The organism is Cohnella lupini, assembly GCF_003386205.1.
GTDB lineage: Bacteria > Bacillota > Bacilli > Paenibacillales > Paenibacillaceae > Cohnella > Cohnella lupini.
This window is the reverse complement of sequence record NZ_QRDY01000024.1, coordinates 25,801-43,340: the sequence shown is the minus strand read 5'-3', so window position 1 is coordinate 43,340 and position 17,540 is coordinate 25,801. Positions and strand designations below refer to the sequence as shown.

Genomic DNA, 17,540 nt, shown 5'->3' with positions numbered 1-17,540 from the left:
TCCTTATCGTACCACAACCGCATCCCTAACCAAAAACCCGGCCAGCTCTCCGATGAGAACCAACCGGGTTAGATACCCCAATACCTCAGACAGTCGGAAGAGTCGTCGGACTCGCGGGGGGAGCTAGCTTCGACCGCGATTTCTTAACGCTGGCAGCCAACAGCAGCACGATGAACGCTCCACCAATCCCCCACAATGTCGCGCCGTTCGATCCGACCGAATCCAAGCCGCCGAAGTACATGACCTCGCGCAAGCCGGATGCCGCGAACCGCAGGGGCGTCCAAGAATAGATCCAATCCTGCGTCGTCCGCGACAAGAATTCGGGCGCCATGTTCAGCAGCGGCATAGAGAAGAACATGAGCAGCACTAGAACGGCCATGGCCGGAAGTCCGATCCAATTGAGCAATGCCGATTGAAGGAGGAAAAACGCGGAGCCGATTAGCCACAAGAACAACCACGTATCCGTTGCGCTCGATAGCTCCATTCCATACCAAGACGATGCCATCCATACCAGAAAACCCGAAGCCGCGCCCACAATGATTAGGCCCGCGACAGTTTGAGACGCGATAACCGATACTCTCCGCGCGCCGGCCGCGATCGTCTTCTGATTCGTCAGGAACAAGATCATGCCGGTCACCAAGCTGCCCATCCACATGATCTGCGTCAACGATCCGGGTGCATTCCCGCTCGCGTTATTCGCGCCAGCCGGATGAACGATTTCTTCCCGTATCACAATAGGAGTTAGTATCGCCTGCGCCGCGCCGACCGAGATCTGCTGCGACTGCTGACCGATCTGACCGAGTACCTGCTTCGAGAACTCCAAGCTTGCGCCCTTCATCGCCTGACCGAGCACTTGCTTCACGACCGTGGACGCTTGGGCGTTCATGCCTTCGTTCACGACGATCGTAACCGTTGCGGGCTGAGGAGTCGGCGAGGCTAGCGACAGCAATCCGCTGCTCAGATTCGCGGGAACAATCAACGCGCCGTAGTACTTGCGATCGTCTAATCCCGCGCGGGCTTCTTCCTCCGATCCTACGATCGTCCAGGAAATCGGCATCTGCGTATTCTCCGTTAATTGGCCGCTGAGCATCTCGCCTACGGTTAACTTATCTCCAGTCGGTAGCTCGGCCGGCTGGTCCAATACGACCAACGCCACCGGTATCTCCTGCGGCTTCGTTCCCAATACCGAACCCATCATCGCCGCACCGAACACGACCAAGACGACCGTGACGATTACGACCCCTATCCACAGTAACTTCTGCTTAAATATGGCCATTTTCCTCCACCTGCACCTTCTTTATTTTAATAAACAAGTTGTTGATTAATAACCAGTGTGTTCATTATAATAAAACCAGCACGGAATACAATAATCAGCTTCGGCTCGCAATGTTCACTACTCATCATGGCAGCGATTCACTGTTCATTATCTTCGTAAAATCTTCGCGAGGAGGAAGCGTGAGTGTCCGATAAAACAGATCGAAGGCAAGCCAGAACGAAACAGCTTCTCTATCAAGCGCTGATCAGCTTGCTTACGGAGAAAGGCGCGGAAAGTATAACCGTCACCGATATCGCGATGCGAGCCGACATTAACCGAGGAACTTTCTATCTACATTACAAGGATGTTCCGGACATGCTAGAGCAGATTAAAGACGAGATCTTCGGCAAGCTTCAGAGCTTGATTCTTGAATTCGACCCGCAGGAGGTCGCTCAATTCGCTTTCGAGGACGAGCCCTACCCGAAGCTCGTTCGCCTCTTCGAGGAAGTCGAGCGTAACGCGGACTTCTATAAGGTGATCTTCGGGCCTCACGGCGACATCTCGTATGCGCAGCGACTGAGAACCTTCCTATATTCCCATATCTTCAACAAGGTCAGTTACTCGCAGCCGCGAGAAGAGGACATGCTCATTCCTCGGGACTATTTGATCGCTTACATCTCATCCGCCAACATCGGCATTATCATGCACTGGATCGAATCGGGGTTTAATAAAACGCCCTACGAAATGGGTCTCATCATGACCCAAATGGTTAATCACGGACCGCTCATTGCCTCCGGTATCAGGGAAAAGCCTCATAATAAGCGGTAATCGGGCAAAAATACGCATTTTCTATGGTTTTCTGTTATTTTTCGCGAACATTTTGCCTACTATTGAGGTAAAATAAGGACAATATTATCCGAGAATACGTGCCGGGGAGCGACACCATATGACCCATTCATCCGTCAGACCGACTCGTTCCTCCTATTCGACGCCAGTCAGCCTATGGATCGTATTGATCTGCACGACCCTGATCCTTGGATGCCTCGTTGCCTTATTTACGGATGCTTATAAGAAACGCCTCACGCAAGAAGTATTTCGCGACGCCGCTTATGAGCTGGCTGCTAACGCCTCCGCTCTTTCGTCCGCGATCGATAGCAAGCTTCTCCTCACCAACGGCCTTAAGGCCTTCACCGTTAATGAGCTCATGTTTAACAATGGCGAGATTAACACCTCCCACTTCAACGCTTTCGCGTCGCAGTTCATCGGCAGAGTAAAGGGAATTCGCAATCTCTCCATCTTTCCTGCCGGAGTCGCCAAGTACGTCTACCCTCTCTCCGGCAACGAAAGCGTGCTCGGTCTAAACCTCTTCACCTATCCAGACGAATCCGTTCGCAACAATGCGGAGAGAAGCAGGCTCACCGACGATATCACCGTGCTTGGCCCCGTTCAGCTGGCGCAAGGCGGAGTCGGACTCCTGTCCCGGCAATCCGTCTATGTAGGCGAACGTTTCTGGGGTTTCGTTTCCGTCGTGCTCGATATTAACCCGATGCTGCAAGAAGCAGACCTGTTCGATGCTTACAAAGGGATCGATTTTGCCGTCAGGGGAAACGGCCGGAATATTCTTGGCGATCCGAAATTGTTCGACAGGACGCCGCTTTTGGAGCAAGCCGAGCTGATGGAGGTCGAGGGCTACTGGGAAATCGCCGCTATTCCGAGATTAGCCACGCTGGAGTCGATCGATTCGAAAATACGGGTTATTCAGTTGATCTGTGCCTTCTCTCTGCTGCTTTTTCTCTACTTCCTCTACGTACAGCTAACGCAAAAAGCCAAGCTTCAGAGCCTAGTGAACGAGCGTACCCGCAATCTGGAACGCGCGGAAACGGAGCTTCGCGGGCAACTGAATCTTCTTGAAAATAAAGAGCAAGCCGTCCGTCATATGGCCTACCACGACGCGGTAACCGGCTTGCCCAATCGGACGTATTTCAACGAACATCTGGGGCGACTGATCGCGGAAAGCAAGAAATCGGGCCTAGCGTTAGCCGTATTGTTCTTGGATTTGGATCATTTTAAGCTGATCAACGATACGCTTGGTCACATCTACGGGGATATTCTTCTTAAGGAAGTCGGTCGACGGTTAACTTGGGCCATGGCCAACGGAGAATCGATCTCCCGCATCGGCGGCGACGAATTTACGATTATCGTTCCGAATGTCGTCTCGAGCGACCAAGTAAAGGTAATCGCAGCTCAGATTCGCGAGCTGTTTCAGCAGCCTTTCCTGCTGAAGGATACGGAATATTTCGTCACGACCAGCATCGGAGTGGCTCTCTATCCGGACGACGGACTCGATGATACCACTTTGATTCGGAATGCCGACCTCGCCATGTACCGGGCGAAGGAGGAAGGCAAGAATCAATACCGGTTCTACGATAGAACGATGTACCCGGAAGCCGAAGAGACGATGGAGATCAAGAATAGCCTCCGCAAGGCGCTGGAACGGAACGAATTCTTGGTCCACTACCAGCCTCAGATCGATGTCATGACCGGGAAAATGATCGGGCTTGAGGCGCTGATTCGCTGGAATCACCCTAAGCGCGGCTTAATACCGCCGAACAGATTCATTCCGATCGCCGAGGATACGGGTTTGATCGTTCCGATCGGCGAGCGGGTTTTGCGGATCGTATGCGCTCAGAGTAGAGCCTGGAGACAAGCCGGTTATGCTCCGATTCGGATTGCCGTTAATCTCTCCGCCAGGCAATTCAGCGAGAAGGATCTCGCTCACACCATCAAGCGGATCGTAGACGAGCATGAATTAAGCCCAAGCGATCTGGAGCTTGAGATTACGGAAAACATGGCCATGAAGGACGACAAACAAGGTATTCTGCAAGAGCTGCGGGACATGGGCTTTACGATCTCGATCGACGACTTCGGCACGCAATATTCGTCGCTCGCGTATTTGAAGAATCTGCCTATCGACCGGATCAAGATCGATCGCTCCTTCGTCGGCGGGATTTCCCGGGACAATAAAGACGAAGCGATCATCATGGCCATGCTTCTCATAGCGAACCGTCTGAATCTGGCCGTTATTGCCGAAGGCGTGGAGACGCATGAGCAGCTTACCTTCCTTCAGGACAACCATTGCCACGAGGTTCAGGGCTTTATTTTCCACAAGCCTCAGCCTGCGGAAGAGATCGGGCGATTGCTGCTCTTGCAGTCGGTCCCGGTGGAGTGAAATTTTTCTCGCCTGTCATGTCACAAGCTTTCTCTTCTTCTCGTTATATGGGCAAACCATGAGGGGAGAGAATAAATCATGAAAACATTCACGTGCGTTGTCGTTGGCGCGGGCTATGCAGGCATTCATGCGGTCAAGACCATTCGGAAATCGCTGGGGGACAAAATTAACGATAAATCGCTTCGGATAATTCTAATAGACAAGCAATCTTATCATCTTCGCAAGGTGCTGATGTTCAGACCTGCTGCGGGGGATCACGATATTAAGCTGCCGCTCTCGAATGTTTTCCCCGAAGGCGTTCAATTTCTTCAAGGAAGCGTGACCTCCATTGAGACCACTACCCGAAGCTTAAGCTATACCGACGAGTCGGGAGCTTCGCAGGGACTGGATTACGACATTCTCGTCATGGCGGTTGGCAGCGTCATCCGAAGCGCGGATCCGAGCCAAGGCGGTATTTCTTTAACCGGGCTGGCAGCGGCGACGTCCATTCGCGAGACATGGCAGACGAATCTTCGACTTGCCGCATCGGAGAAGTCGGACGAGGTTCGGAAACGGTTGATGACGGTCGCGATCGCCGGAGCGGGGATCAGCGGGATCGAAACCTCCGCGGAGCTGGCCCATGCGATGCGCGAGGAAGCTAGAAACCTGCGCATGAATCCGGACGACGTTAAGGTATTGTTGCTGAACTCGCAAACCCGCTTGTTTACGGAGGGTCCTCCTAGAATGGGACGCAAGCTGGAGAAGGTTCTAGCCGAAGGCGGCGTGACCGTCCTCCACGGAAGGAAAGCGATTCGCGAGAAGGACGGCATCCTTTCGTTGGATGGCGGAAGTAACATTCCGGTCGGCCTCTGCGTCTGGACGTTAGGCTTAGTACCGAATCCGATGATTCGCCATTTGGGACTGCCGGTAACGGCCGAGGGTCAGTTGGTCGTCGACTCCAGCTATCGCGCGGCGGGGGCTCCGGGCGTCTACGCCATCGGGGATTGCGCTCGTATCTTGGATCCGACTAACGGAAAAGCGGATCGCATGACCTGCAAGGAAGCTACCGGCCAAGCGGCCAGACTGGGGAAAATCGTCGCTGCCGACGTCAACGGAAGCCCTGCCCCCGCCCATTCGGCCTACATGGATTTCTTCTGCGTCGGATTGGGACCGGACAAGGGAATGATATGGACGCGGCAATGGGGATTGGACATCATAATCGCGGGTAAGCTCGGCTGGAAAATCAGACAATTCACTTGGAATATCGCTAGCCTGTTGAAATCCTGAAGGAGATTAACGTAGCAGCTTGGAAGGATGTGTACTGGCGGTGGAAGAGCTCTATACGAAATACAAAAACCTGCTGTTTCGGCTCGCGTACCAATTGACCGGTTCCGCGTCCGACGCGGAAGATATCGTGCAGGACGTATTCGTTAAGGTCCATGACGTCGATCCCGAGCGCTTGGCGGAACCGAAGGCATACCTATGCAGGATGACGACCAACCGCAGCCTGGATCTCCTAAAGTCCGCCCGCAAGAAGCGCGAGCTCTACACGGGTCCTTGGCTTCCGGAGCCTCTCTTCACCGCAGGCGACGACGAATTCGAAGTCGTCGAGCGCAAGGAATTGCTCTCCTATGCCATGCTCGTGCTTCTCGAGCGTCTGTCTCCCGCTGAACGCGCCATATTCGTGTTGCGCGAGGCTCTCTGCTTCGAATACGAGGAAATCGCGGGTCTCGTCGGCAAGAGCGAGGTCAATTGTCGCAAAATCGTCAGCCGTGCCCGGGGTAAAATGGGAATGGCCGAGGAGGATCATTTAGAAGCCGACGCGCACGGCGACGAGTGGATCGGGCGATTCCTTCATGCGCTTGAGCAAGGCAACGCCAATGCCTTGATGTCCTTGTTATCAGAGGATGCCGTTCTCGTAACCGACGGAGGAGGCAAAGTGTCCGGGGCGACTCAGCCGATCCTGACTCGCGAACGCATAGTCCGATTCTTATTCGGACTGATTCATAAAGCGCAGGAGAACCGATGGGATTTCAGTGCGGATATCATGCCGATGAACGACCGGACCGCGCTCGTCATCCGGATCGACGAACGAATCGATACCGTCGCTTTCCTGGATGTTGACGATACCAACATTCGCCGCATTTACTTCGTTCGGAATCCGGATAAACTCCTCTTCGCGACTCGTCGTCCGAATGAATAAGAAATACAGTCAGCCCGAATCGGGTTGACTGTATTTCTTTTAAACAGAGAAATTTTCATCAATCCACGACGTTCAGCTCCACAGCCATACCTTCGCGAGTCAATCTGGAATAAGGGCATATCTGATGCGCATCCGCGACTAATTGCTCGGCGACATCGGCATCTACTCCGCTTACGCTTACATCCAACTTAGCCGTCAGCATAAAGGCATCGTTGGCATCCTTCCCGATCGTCACATTAGCCGTTACTTTAGTGCCCTCTACTTTAATCTTTTTCATTCTAATTGCGACATTCAAAGCGCCGTCGAAGCATGCCGCGTATCCTGCCGCGAACAGTTGCTCCGGATTGGTTCCATGTCCGCCGGCCCCTCCTAATTCCTTGGGGACTTTTAAATCCAAGTTAAGTACTCCATCGCTAGAAACGGCTTTTCCATCTCTTCCGCCTTCTACCGTTGCTATTCCCGTATACAATTTCTTCTCCATATTTCCCATTCTCATAACTCTCCCTTAGTCATTTTCTCGCGTTGAGGTAAAGCGGTCACGCGCAGGATATATCATTCCCAAAGTCGACGGTTAAAATAGATGGGGCAATTAGAATGGGAAACATCGTTATTGGCACTATTAAGCACTTCTCAAGCTTAATTCTTTAACTTGCTTCAAAAATATATTGAAATACATCGTATTGGATATGGATAACCCACACTCCCCCAACGATAGCAAAAAAGCCTTCAAGGCCACTGAATAAACGTGGAATTGAAGGCTTTTTGTCCGTATTGGATTATCTGCCGCGCGAACCGCCGCGTCCGCCGCTACGTCCGCCGCCGCCGGATGGTCCTTTCGAACCTGCCTTGAAGCCGCCTTTGCTTCCGCCGAAGCTACTGCCGCCGAAACCGCCGCTCTTCGGAGCGGAAGAAGACCTGCCGCCTCCGCTTGAGCGCCCGGAACCGCCGCTCGCTCCGCCGCTGCCGCGTTGTTCCGTTTTGCGCCCGCCTTTGGAGAAGCCGCCGCTCGAACCCGCGCCGGAAGAACGGCCGAAGCCTCCGCGATCGTCTTGACGCTCGAACTTCGCTTGCTCTGCCGCGCGTTCCGCCATTCTCTCGGCGGAATTCCTTCTCGTCGTGCCGCCTGCGCTAGGACGAGCAGCTCCACGATCGTCCGCCGCCGCTCCGCGACCGAAGCCCGCTCCCGACCGTTCGCTGCCTCCGCGATCATTCGCGGACTTGCGTCCGCCGAAACCGCCGGCCCTGCCGCCTGCTCCCGCAGACCGGCCAAAGCCACCGCGATCGCCGATCGGCTTGCGTCCCGTGCCCGCTCCCGCGCTCCGGCCGCCTTCCCGTCCGCCACGCTCGGCGAACGTAAACCCGACCGCCTCGTCCGATGGCTCCGGACTCGCCGCAGACCGACCGCCGCGCCCGGCGCTCATCGCTTCGCGGCTTTGGCCGCGGTCCACCCACTCGCCCGTGCTCGAGCGATTGCCCGAGCCCGGCTTCGCCACGGCCGCGCGCCGCTTATCGCCGCCGCGCCCACTGCCTGCGGCTCCCGCGCCATACGGCTTGTCGCCCCCACGGCTCGCGCCCACACCGCGGCCTTTGCTTGCACCGGCGCTACCGCCGCGAGTCGCCCGACTGCCGCCGCTTGCGCCGCGACCAAGCCCGCCGCTACTGCGCGAGCCTTCCAGTCCGCCGCCGCTAAGCTTCGCGCCTTCTTCGCTTCTGCGCTCGATCGCCATCTGGATGCCATCCTCGATGTCTCCAAGTTCTCGGCGATCTTTAGGCGCGATTATCGTAATCGCGAGACCTTTCTCGCCTGCGCGACCGGTACGGCCGATTCGGTGAATGTAGCTTTCCACGTCTTCCGGAACGTCATAGTTAAAGACGTGGGTAACTCCTTCGACGTCCAACCCGCGCGCGGCGATATCCGTTGCGACCAGCAGTTGCAGTCGCGCGTCGCGGAATCTTTTCATAACCTGCTCCCGCTTCGCTTGGGACAAATCCCCGTGCAGCTCGTCGGACTCGTAGCCCAGCTCTTGCAACGCCACGTTCAACGCATTAGCCCGACGTTTCGTCCTGCAGAAAATAATGCTCAAATAAGGCTGAGTCGTCTGCAGCAGCTTCACCAAAGTCGCTTGCTTGTCCCGGTCAGAGGTTTCCACGACCCATTGGCGAATGTCCTTGACGGTAATCCGCTCCGCTTTGACCGTAACGTGCTGCGGGCTGCGCAAGATCCGTCCCGCCATCTCCCGAATCGAAGCCGGCATCGTCGCCGAGAACAGCATCGCTTGCTTCTTATAAGGAGTCTGGTTCAGAATCTCCTCGACTTCCTTCAGGAAGCCCATGTGCAGCATCTGATCCGCTTCGTCCAGTACGAGCATTTTCACGCCCGCCAGAGAAATCGTCTCTCTCCGAATATGATCCAACAGCCTTCCCGGCGTTGCGATGATCATGTGAATGTTGCCCTTCAGCTTGAATAGCTGGGCTTCCACGTCCTGTCCGCCGTAGACGGCCAGCACCTTAATCCCGTCCTCCGGGGTAAGCAGCTTCTTGATCTCCGCCGTAATCTGAATCGCAAGCTCGCGCGTCGGCGTCACGATCAGACCTTGTACGTAGGGAGCATCCACCTTAATCTTATCCAGCATCGGCAACACGAACGCCAATGTCTTGCCCGTACCCGTTTGCGCTTGGCTGATTACGTCATGCCCGGCCTTCACGATCGGAATCGTTTCTTCCTGCACCGGCGTCGGCGTTACGATCCCCATCGCTTTCAGTATCGCAACCCGACCTTCTGACACGCCTAATTCCGCAAAATCCGTCACTTAAACCACTCCATCCTCTAATCCCTAACTCATTGGCTTCCCAAACCAAACCTATCTTATCCATCCGATTCTTTTGGCCATTACCCTCTATCCTACCACATCCCGGCACCCGACATGTAACTTCCTGCTTTTCCCTGCCAAAAAACCCCGTTTTCCATGCCAAAAAGCCCGCTTTATGCCCATTTCGGGAAGTAAGCGGGGGGCTCGCACGTATAAAGAGACCGCCTTCGACCATCCTAGTGACAGGAGGTGAGACGAGCTATGGCTAAAGATGTACTGTGCGAAGTAAATTCATGCAAATACTGGGCGCCTGGCAACGCCTGCAATGCATCCTCGATCTACGTAGTGAACAACCGGAACAAGCAAGCTTCGCAATCAGGCGAAACCGATTGTAAAACGTTCGAAGCGAAAATTTAGGCTTTTCGCGCGCAAGCCCGCCTTACCGTAAAGGCATCCCTCGGGATGCCTTTCGCTTTTGACGTTGCTCGCTCCCATGTATTGTAACCAACAATGAGAATTATTATCACTCATTTGTCTATAACTTCTACGAATGCTTTCGTTGAAAAGCTGAAATGGAAGCGAAGTGCTCGGGAAGAGCCCCTCTAAGCTGCTCGTAGACAGTGAATAATTCGCGGTAAAGCTCCGCATCACGCAAGTTCGGCTCTACACGGTGCGCGATAGGAGTCCATTCCTTGATTGTGCTCCAATCCTGCATTTCGCCTAAGCCCTGCATCGCCAATACGGCCGCTCCCAGAGCCGAAGCCTCGGTTACTCTCGGTACCTGAACCTCTTGTCCCAGCATATCCGCCAACATCTGAAGCCATAACGGAGACTTCGCGAACCCGCCCGATGCCCTCACTTCCCGCGCTGGACCCGCTAAATCTTTTAAGGCCTCGGCCACGGAAAGAACGGCGAACATCACTCCCTCCAATCCCGCGCGAACGAAATGCTCCCGCCGATGACCGAGATGCATGCCGAAATAAGTTCCCCGCGCCTCGGAGTTGTAGATCGGAGCCCGCTCCCCCGTCAAGAAAGGCAGAAAAAGCAAACCTTCGGAGCCGGCGGCAATCCCGCTAACCGCACCGAGCAACTCCTCCGTCGACTTCTCTCCCGCATACAAGGCATCGCGCATCCACTGAAGGACGATCCCTCCGTTGTTCGTCGCTCCCCCGATAATATAAGAAGATTTCGCAACGTTGTAACAGAAAGTTCGCTGTTTCTCGTCCGTTAAAGGCTTGTCCGTCATCATCCGGACCGCGGCGCTCGTGCCGATCGTGACGGCCATTTCGCCGGGTCCGATGGCTCCGACGCCTACATTCGCCATACCTCCGTCGCTTCCTCCAAGGAAGAACGGCGTATTCTTCTTCAGTCCCATCGCTTCCGCATCCGCCGTGGCTAAGCCTTGAAGTCGATAAGTACCAGGTCTAAGCTCTGACAGCCGACTCTTGTCTATCCCGGCGATCGCAAGAGCACCCTCATCCCATTCCAATGTATCAAGCGCCAAAAGCCCGGTTGCCGATGCCAGGGAGTGGTCCACTACCCATTCGCCGAACAAACGATAGATCAAATACTCTTTAATGGAAACAAACTTATCGGCACTCGTCCACACATCCGGCTGATTCTCTCTTAGCCATACCAGCTTCGATAGCGGAGACATCGGATGAATCGGAGTACCTGTACGGCGATATACGTCCAATCCTCCCGGCTGTTTCCGAATGATGCGCGCCTGATGCTCGCTCCGCCCATCCGCCCAAGTGATGCTTCTCGTTAGCGGGCGCCCGCCCGCGCCGACGGCAATGAGAGAATGCATCGCGGAGCTGATTCCCGCGCCCGCTACGCTCGTGCCGTCTATGCCGTTTCGGCTTAATACGCCATTCACGCTCTCGATCGCGGATTGCACGATGATATCCGGATCCTGCTCTGCCCAGCCCGGTTGGTCTTGAATCAAAGGATATTCAACGGCATAGCTACCCAACATAATCCCGTCCATGCCGAACGCTACGCTTTTGGTACTCGTCGTTCCGATATCTATTCCAATGATCACTCGCTTGTCGCCCACCTCTAGACACTCTCCCGCCGTATATCGCACTTACAATCTATATCCTTCATTATACAAAAAGCTTATTTCGTTCACCAATGAATTGCGAGCCGTTAGAGGGCAACAGCCGTATCTAGTTCAGGTTGGCGGGTAACAGCGGAGCAATAAGTAAACCTGCTTCGCCGTCCGGCACTTCGAGAAAAAAGCGCGCTCTACAGTACGATTTGCCTCAAATTAGCCAACGAGGATATAAGCGAGCCCAAGGTAAGTAAGTAGAATGGTAATCATCGTTAATTGGTGCTATTGAGCACTTATGCATTCAAAGTAGGATGAGGAACATCACTATAGATCGTATTTGTCTCAGAAATAGGACAAGCGGAGACCAATTGGAATAAAAAACATCTTTATCAAACCTATTTCTTGAACATGTCTCAAAAATACATTGAAAACCATCGTATTTGAAGTGGATGACTCTCATCCCAGCTCACAATAACTCTAATAGCACAAAAAAAAGGGAGAACAAGCGGAATTCCCGCCCGTTCTCCCTTCTATTAAGCTACGACTTCCGCAACGCCCTGCTGCAGCTGGTACATCGCGAAATATTTGCCTTGCTGCTGCATCAGCTCGTCGTGATTGCCGCGTTCCGTAATCCGTCCGCGGTCGAGCACGAGGATCTGGTCGGCCGCCCGAATCGTCGACAGCCTATGCGCGATGACGAACGTCGTCCGTCCGCGCTTCAACACGTCGAGCGCGCCTTGGATGATCGCTTCCGTCTCGGTATCGATGCTCGCGGTCGCTTCGTCCAAGATCAAGATCGCCGGATCGAACGCGAGCGCCCGAGCGAACGAGATCAGTTGCCGTTGACCGGCGGATAACGTGCTCCCCTTCTCGATAACCGGCTCATCCAGTCCGCCCGGAAGCTGCATGAACATGTCGTAAGCGCCTACGTCGCGCAGCGATTGCTCCACCTTTTCCCGGGAAATAGAAGGATCTTCCAAGCTGACATTGGACGCGATCGTTCCCGTAAACAGGAACGGATCCTGAAGCACGATGCCCATATGCTGGCGAAGCTCCTGCTTCGACATCTCCTTGATGTCCTTGCCGTCCACGGTAATCGTACCACGCTCCACGTCGTAGAACCGGAACAACAAGTTGAGAATCGAGCTCTTGCCCGAGCCCGTATGCCCTACCAGAGCAACGGTTTCCCCTTGGCGCGCTTTGAAGCCGATATTCTTCAACACGTCTTCTCCCGGCTTATAGCCGAACGAGACATCTTCGAAGCTTACGTTCCCTTTGTATCGCTCGATCCGGCTGCTCGATACCTCGATGCCCGGCTCGTCGAGAAGCGTGAATACCCGTTCGGCGGATACGCGAGCAACTTCCAAATTCGATAGCTGATTCACGATCCCCACGATCGGCTGCATCATCCGGTTCATGTAGTCGATAAAAGCGTACAGAACGCCGACCGTTACCGCCACGCCAAGCCAATCCCCGGCGAACATCCAGATGACGGCTATGAACAGCACGTTGCGGAAAACGTTAACCAAGTTATGAGACGTAATCGAGTTCAGAGTAAGCATCTTGTTCTGATATTTGAAATACTCGTCGTTCATCTCATGGAACTCGTTCATCGTTTCCTTCTCTTTGCGGAACGCCTGAATGATCGGCATCCCTTGGATCGACTCATTGATCATCCCGTTAATGTCGCTGAGACGCGTCCGGATGACGTGATTATACTTCGCCGCGAATTTGCGGTAAACGACGATCCATACGTACAGAATCGGAATGAACGGCAACGCGATCAACGCCAGCTTCGTATCCAGGACGAACAAGGCTCCGATTATCGCCGCGATATAGATGATACCCGAGAAAAAGTTGGCCAGAACCGACACGTACAGCTCCCTGATCGCTTCCGTGTCGTTCGTAACCCGCGCTACGACTTTACCCGCCGGCAAATTATCGAAATACTGCACGGGAAGACGTTGAATGTGCCGGAACACGTCGTTGCGCATTTTCCGAACGATCCGATTCGCCGACACCTGCAGCAACAGCTTCTGCCAGTAAGCGAGCACGGATCCGACTAGCAGCAACCCGACGTAACTGATCGCCAGGAGGATAATGCTGCGGAACTCCGGTTTGTAAAATTCATAAGTGTCGCCCTTGGTAAGCAGGGTCGCCGGGAATTGCTGCTGGCTTCCGTCTTCCCTCTCGATCGTCAATTGGCCATCCGTGAACGTCCGCTTCCCGGTACTCGGTACCCCTGCGGCGTCTACGAAGTAATAATGACGTCCGGATTGCAGGATGCGAACTTCGCGTCCCTTCGCCTCTCCTTGCGAGTAGTGGTCCTCTCTCTTGTACCAGCCGTCCTTGTATGAGACCGCGTACTTCTCATCCTGCTGGGTCTCGTACCAAGGCTTCTCGATACCCATAATATTCGTATCGATCATCCGTTTGGCGAGGAATGGGCCGATTAGCTCGACTCCTACCGCCATTAACAGCAGGATGAGCGCCACTAGAATCGGTTTCTTGTAATTCAAAGCATATTGAAACAGTCTTTTGCCGTTACTACCCATGAATATGGTCACCTACATTTCTTCTATGACTCTTGCTTTGCTTATCGCTTATCATCCAACAAAGGTGAGTTTAGCTCGTTCTCGACCCAACCTGCCTGCGATGCGTCGAAATAGCTAACTTCCTTCGTTATCTCGACCCAAGCTGCCTGCGATGCGTCGAATTAGCTAACTTCCTTCGTTATCTCGACCCAACCTGCCTGCGAATCGTCGAATTAGCTAACTTCCTTCGTTATCTCGACCCAACCTGCCTGCGAATCGTCGAATTAGCTAACTTCCTTCGTTATCTCGACCCAACTTGCCTGCGATGCGTCGAATTAGCTAACTTCCTTCGTTATCTCGACCCGTTCGTACCGTATTCATCGACTACAGCCTTACGCTTCCACCACGGAAGCCAATTGCTGACGGTCGTATTGTTCCTTATACCAACCGCCTAACTGCAGAAGCTGCTCATGCGTGCCTTCTTCCGTTACGCGGCCTTCATCGAGCACGACGATCCAATCCGCATGCTGTACGGCCGTCAGTCGATGCGTCGTGATGATAGTCGTCTTGCCTTCGCGCTCGCTGCGGATTCCTTCCAGAATCTCCGTCTCCGTCTTGGCGTCGACCGCGGACAAAGCATCGTCGAGCATTAGAATCTCCGGATCGGCGATAACCGCCCGGGCGATGCTGACGCGCTGCTTCTGACCGCCGGACAAGGCAACGCCCTTCTCTCCGACGAGCGTCTCCAGCCCTTCGGGCAGGAACGCTACGTCCTTGCGGAACGAAGCCAGCTCAAGCGCCCGATTCAGCCGCTCCTCGTCCTTCGCTTCGTCCGTCGTACCGAACCATATATTCTCGCGAATCGTCTTGCTGAACAGGATAGGCTGTTGCGGTACGTATCCGATCCAGCTCCGCAAACGGTCCAGCTCGATTTCCGTAAGCGGAACCCCGCCGACCGTTAGATTACCTTCGCCCATCGGATACTCGCGAAGCAGCTGCTTAAGCAACGTCGTTTTCCCGCTTCCGGTACGCCCGACGATTCCAAGCGTCTGCCCTCTGCGAAGCGATACCGAGATATCTACCAAATTATCGATCGATGAGGACGGATACCGGAACGTCACGCGTTCGAACGCGATCGATTCGGGAACGGCCAGCTCGACCGGTTCGTCTGCTTCCTTCACGTCGGCTTTCACTCCGAGCGTCTCGTTGATTCGGTCTAGGGAAGCGTTGCCCCGCTGCATGATATTGATTAATTCCCCTATAGCGAACATCGGCCAGATGAGCATACCGAGGAACATGTTGAACGAGACCATCTCGCCTAGGGTGATCTCTCCTCTGAACACGAGTACCGCGCCGTAACACAATCCGATTAAGTAACTCATCCCCACCAGAATTTTGACCGTAGGCTCGAACAAGGCATCGATCTTGGCGACTCGGATGTTCTTGTCGAAGACGTCGTCCGTCGAATTGCTGAACCTTTTCCGATCCGCTTCCTCCTGCACGAACGCCCGGATGACCCGAACCCCCGATACCGACTCCAGCACTTGATCGTTCAATCCGCCGAAGGCATCCTGCGACTTCATGAACCGGTCGTGGATCTTCTTGCCGAAGTGCTGCATGAGCAGCGCCATGATCGGTAGGGGCAGCATCGCGGCTAACGTCAGCTTCCAGCTGATTAAGCCGGCCATGACGACGAGGATCGTAGTCATGAATAACGTCGAATCGATCAGCGTCAGAATACCGAAGCCGGCCGTCGTCGACACCGCTCCCAGGTCGTTCGTCGCCCGAGCCATCAGATCCCCAGTACGATTGCGTTCATAGAACGTCGGGTTCATTTTCAGCAAATGCCGCATCAGTCGGGAACGAAGAAGTCGCTCCAGCACGAACGCGCCGCCGAACAGTTGATATAGCCAAATGTAAGTAATTCCGTACCCGGCGACGGTCAGACCGCCCCAGTAGAGCAAGAGCTCCATCAGCTTAGCCGAAGTAAGCGTCTCCTGCCGAATGCCATCGATCGCCACTCCGATAAGCTTCGGAGGGATAACGTCCATGATGCCTACGATCGTCAGAAGCACGATAGCGACCGTGTATCTTTTCCAGTACATTTTGAAAAACCAGCTTAATTTCTTCAATACGATAAACATATCTATGCGTTCACACCCTTCTAAATGGTTGGATGGCAAAAGGCTCATACTTTAAGCGCTTTTCCTACCCAACCGCTCTATACCAACGTGTTCAACCGTCCCGGTAACGGAGAAGCCGTTTTACTTATGAAGAACAAAAAGAGGCATACCGCCGTAAGCGATACGCCCCCGGGGATGGATAACCATCCCCATTCGCATCGGGAGCCGAAGCCGTCCATAAGACCGCAACAGCTACCGATGCGAACAAAAAGGCGCACGATTACGTCTCCGTAACCATGCGCCCCGCCAAGCTTGCCAGAGAATCGATCTATTCTCCGGTCCGTTAGCGATTGTTCGCGAGAGGGTTACGTCCATGTCGTACGAATACCAACGCTCCATGAGTGAGCATTGTAAATCCGTCATCGAATCGGTTAATCATGTCGTAGCCCTCCCTTCCGTTCATCAAAGTATATGTGTCACTTTACCATCGGCCCCCTAAAGCTGTCAACGGGCATTTGGTAAATTTATATGAACTTTTTTGTTAAATGGCCGACTGATGCTTCGACTGCTCCTCCCTATGGGTAATAGTCCAGTAAAGCCAAAATATCGACTCTAAGGAGATGATGGCCCATGTGGTTCATCGTGACATACTTCGCCATCGTTCTGCTTGTCATCGAGATCGCCGTCGTGCTCATGCGTTCGACGGGTCTGAAATACGATATCGCGCGGTTCCAAGTCATCTCTCTACTAACGAGCACGGGATTCACGACTAAGGAATCGGAGCTTGTCCTGGGACATCCGGTACGCCGAAGATTAGGCATGTTCCTCATCCTGTTCGGCGTATTTTCTTTCGCGGTCATTATTTCCTCCATCAGCAGCATTCTTGCGCCGGATCTTCGCATCTCGTATCTCGCCGTCATTCCCGTTGTCCTTGCCTTGCTTCTTGTTGTGCTGAAGCTTCCCATGACTCAACCGCTCCTCATGAACAAGTTCAACCTTCCGTTGGAACGCAAATTCGAAATATACGAATTGCCGATCAATGATGTGCTCCTTCATTGCGAAGACGATGCCTTCCTGGATATCCCGGTAGGTCCGAAATCCTCGCTGATCGGGCATACTTTGGATATACGATTGAAAGGCGACGCCGACGTCAACGTCCTGTTCATCGGCAGAGGTACGGAGACGATACGTAAAGACAGGTTGCGGACCAGGCTGGAATCGGGCGACATTCTGTATATTTACGGGGAGAAAGAGGAGATAGACCGCGCTTTCGGCAAGGAGTTGGAAGACAAAGACGGCATGATGAAGGACGAAATAAAAGCATTGTCGTGGATAGGAAGAGGTGGCTGAC

At 53.9% G+C, this 17,540-nt stretch carries 12 protein-coding genes; 6 read left to right on the top strand and 6 right to left on the bottom strand.

All coding sequences use genetic code 11. The features are described from left to right. Positions 1-85 precede the first annotated feature (85 nt). Complete coding sequence (locus DFP95_RS24785) at positions 86-1,276, bottom strand: YhgE/Pip domain-containing protein (protein ID WP_115995383.1); 1,191 nt, start codon at positions 1,274-1,276, stop codon at positions 86-88. A gap of 183 nt (positions 1,277-1,459) precedes the next feature. Here DFP95_RS24785 and DFP95_RS24780 point away from each other — a divergent pair, with 183 nt between their 5' ends. From DFP95_RS24780 to DFP95_RS24765, 4 genes are all read left to right on the top strand, one after another. Next, on the top strand, positions 1,460-2,083 hold the full coding sequence (locus DFP95_RS24780) for a TetR/AcrR family transcriptional regulator (RefSeq protein ID WP_115995382.1): 624 nt from the start codon (positions 1,460-1,462) through the stop codon (positions 2,081-2,083). Between the two features lie 118 nt (positions 2,084-2,201). Continuing rightward, positions 2,202-4,484, top strand: coding sequence for a putative bifunctional diguanylate cyclase/phosphodiesterase (locus DFP95_RS24775; protein WP_115995381.1), 2,283 nt, complete (start codon positions 2,202-2,204; stop codon positions 4,482-4,484). Positions 4,485-4,562: 78 nt separating this feature from the next. After that, positions 4,563-5,750 carry an NAD(P)/FAD-dependent oxidoreductase gene (locus DFP95_RS24770; protein WP_115995380.1) on the top strand — a complete coding sequence of 396 codons (1,188 nt, stop codon included), beginning with the start codon at positions 4,563-4,565 and terminating at the stop codon, positions 5,748-5,750. Positions 5,751-5,790: 40 nt separating this feature from the next. Beyond that, positions 5,791-6,666 carry an RNA polymerase sigma-70 factor gene (locus DFP95_RS24765; RefSeq protein WP_115995379.1) on the top strand — a complete coding sequence of 292 codons (876 nt, stop codon included), beginning with the start codon at positions 5,791-5,793 and terminating at the stop codon, positions 6,664-6,666. 58 nt (positions 6,667-6,724) lie between these two features. Here the strand turns inward: DFP95_RS24765 and DFP95_RS24760 are convergent, their stop codons facing one another. Further along, positions 6,725-7,147 carry an organic hydroperoxide resistance protein gene (locus tag DFP95_RS24760; protein ID WP_220376464.1) on the bottom strand — a complete coding sequence of 141 codons (423 nt, stop codon included), beginning with the start codon at positions 7,145-7,147 and terminating at the stop codon, positions 6,725-6,727. A 295-nt stretch (positions 7,148-7,442) separates the two neighbouring features. Next, positions 7,443-9,419, bottom strand: a complete 1,977-nt coding sequence (locus tag DFP95_RS24755; protein ID WP_425453324.1) for a DEAD/DEAH box helicase — start codon at positions 9,417-9,419, stop codon at positions 7,443-7,445. Positions 9,420-9,737: 318 nt separating this feature from the next. Here DFP95_RS24755 and DFP95_RS24750 point away from each other — a divergent pair, with 318 nt between their 5' ends. Continuing rightward, positions 9,738-9,893: a DUF1540 domain-containing protein gene (locus DFP95_RS24750; protein WP_115995376.1), complete on the top strand. Its 156-nt coding sequence runs from the start codon at positions 9,738-9,740 to the stop codon at positions 9,891-9,893. 127 nt (positions 9,894-10,020) lie between these two features. Here DFP95_RS24750 and DFP95_RS24745 read toward each other — a convergent pair whose 3' ends face one another. The 3 genes from DFP95_RS24745 to DFP95_RS24735 form a co-directional block, all read right to left on the bottom strand. Beyond that, positions 10,021-11,535 carry a gluconokinase gene (locus DFP95_RS24745; RefSeq protein WP_245987943.1) on the bottom strand — a complete coding sequence of 505 codons (1,515 nt, stop codon included), beginning with the start codon at positions 11,533-11,535 and terminating at the stop codon, positions 10,021-10,023. Between the two features lie 530 nt (positions 11,536-12,065). Beyond that, positions 12,066-14,087 (bottom strand): ABC transporter ATP-binding protein, encoded by a 2,022-nt coding sequence (locus DFP95_RS24740; RefSeq protein WP_115995375.1) that lies wholly within the window; start codon positions 14,085-14,087, stop codon positions 12,066-12,068. Positions 14,088-14,458: 371 nt separating this feature from the next. Beyond that, positions 14,459-16,210 carry an ABC transporter ATP-binding protein gene (locus tag DFP95_RS24735; protein ID WP_115995374.1) on the bottom strand — a complete coding sequence of 584 codons (1,752 nt, stop codon included), beginning with the start codon at positions 16,208-16,210 and terminating at the stop codon, positions 14,459-14,461. A 609-nt stretch (positions 16,211-16,819) separates the two neighbouring features. Between DFP95_RS24735 and DFP95_RS24730 the strand changes: the two genes are divergently transcribed. Further along, complete coding sequence (locus DFP95_RS24730; protein ID WP_115995373.1) at positions 16,820-17,539, top strand: TrkA C-terminal domain-containing protein; 720 nt, start codon at positions 16,820-16,822, stop codon at positions 17,537-17,539. Position 17,540: the final 1 nt, after the last annotated feature.

Bases quoted from the DNA above. Each gene is read 5' to 3' on its own strand.
- DFP95_RS24785 (WP_115995383.1), bottom strand. From the start codon at position 1,276: ATGGCCATATTTAAGCAGAAGTTACTGTGGATAGGGGTCGTAATCGTC.
- DFP95_RS24775 (WP_115995381.1), top strand. From the start codon at position 2,202: ATGACCCATTCATCCGTCAGACCGACTCGTTCCTCCTATTCGACGCCA.
- DFP95_RS24770 (WP_115995380.1), top strand. From the start codon at position 4,563: ATGAAAACATTCACGTGCGTTGTCGTTGGCGCGGGCTATGCAGGCATT.
- DFP95_RS24760 (WP_220376464.1), bottom strand. From the start codon at position 7,147: ATGGAGAAGAAATTGTATACGGGAATAGCAACGGTAGAAGGCGGAAGA.
- DFP95_RS24755 (WP_425453324.1), bottom strand. From the start codon at position 9,419: ATGGGGATCGTAACGCCGACGCCGGTGCAGGAAGAAACGATTCCGATC.
- DFP95_RS24750 (WP_115995376.1), top strand. From the start codon at position 9,738: ATGGCTAAAGATGTACTGTGCGAAGTAAATTCATGCAAATACTGGGCG.
- DFP95_RS24740 (WP_115995375.1), bottom strand. From the start codon at position 14,087: ATGGGTAGTAACGGCAAAAGACTGTTTCAATATGCTTTGAATTACAAG.
- DFP95_RS24735 (WP_115995374.1), bottom strand. From the start codon at position 16,210: ATGTTTATCGTATTGAAGAAATTAAGCTGGTTTTTCAAAATGTACTGG.
- DFP95_RS24730 (WP_115995373.1), top strand. From the start codon at position 16,820: ATGTGGTTCATCGTGACATACTTCGCCATCGTTCTGCTTGTCATCGAG.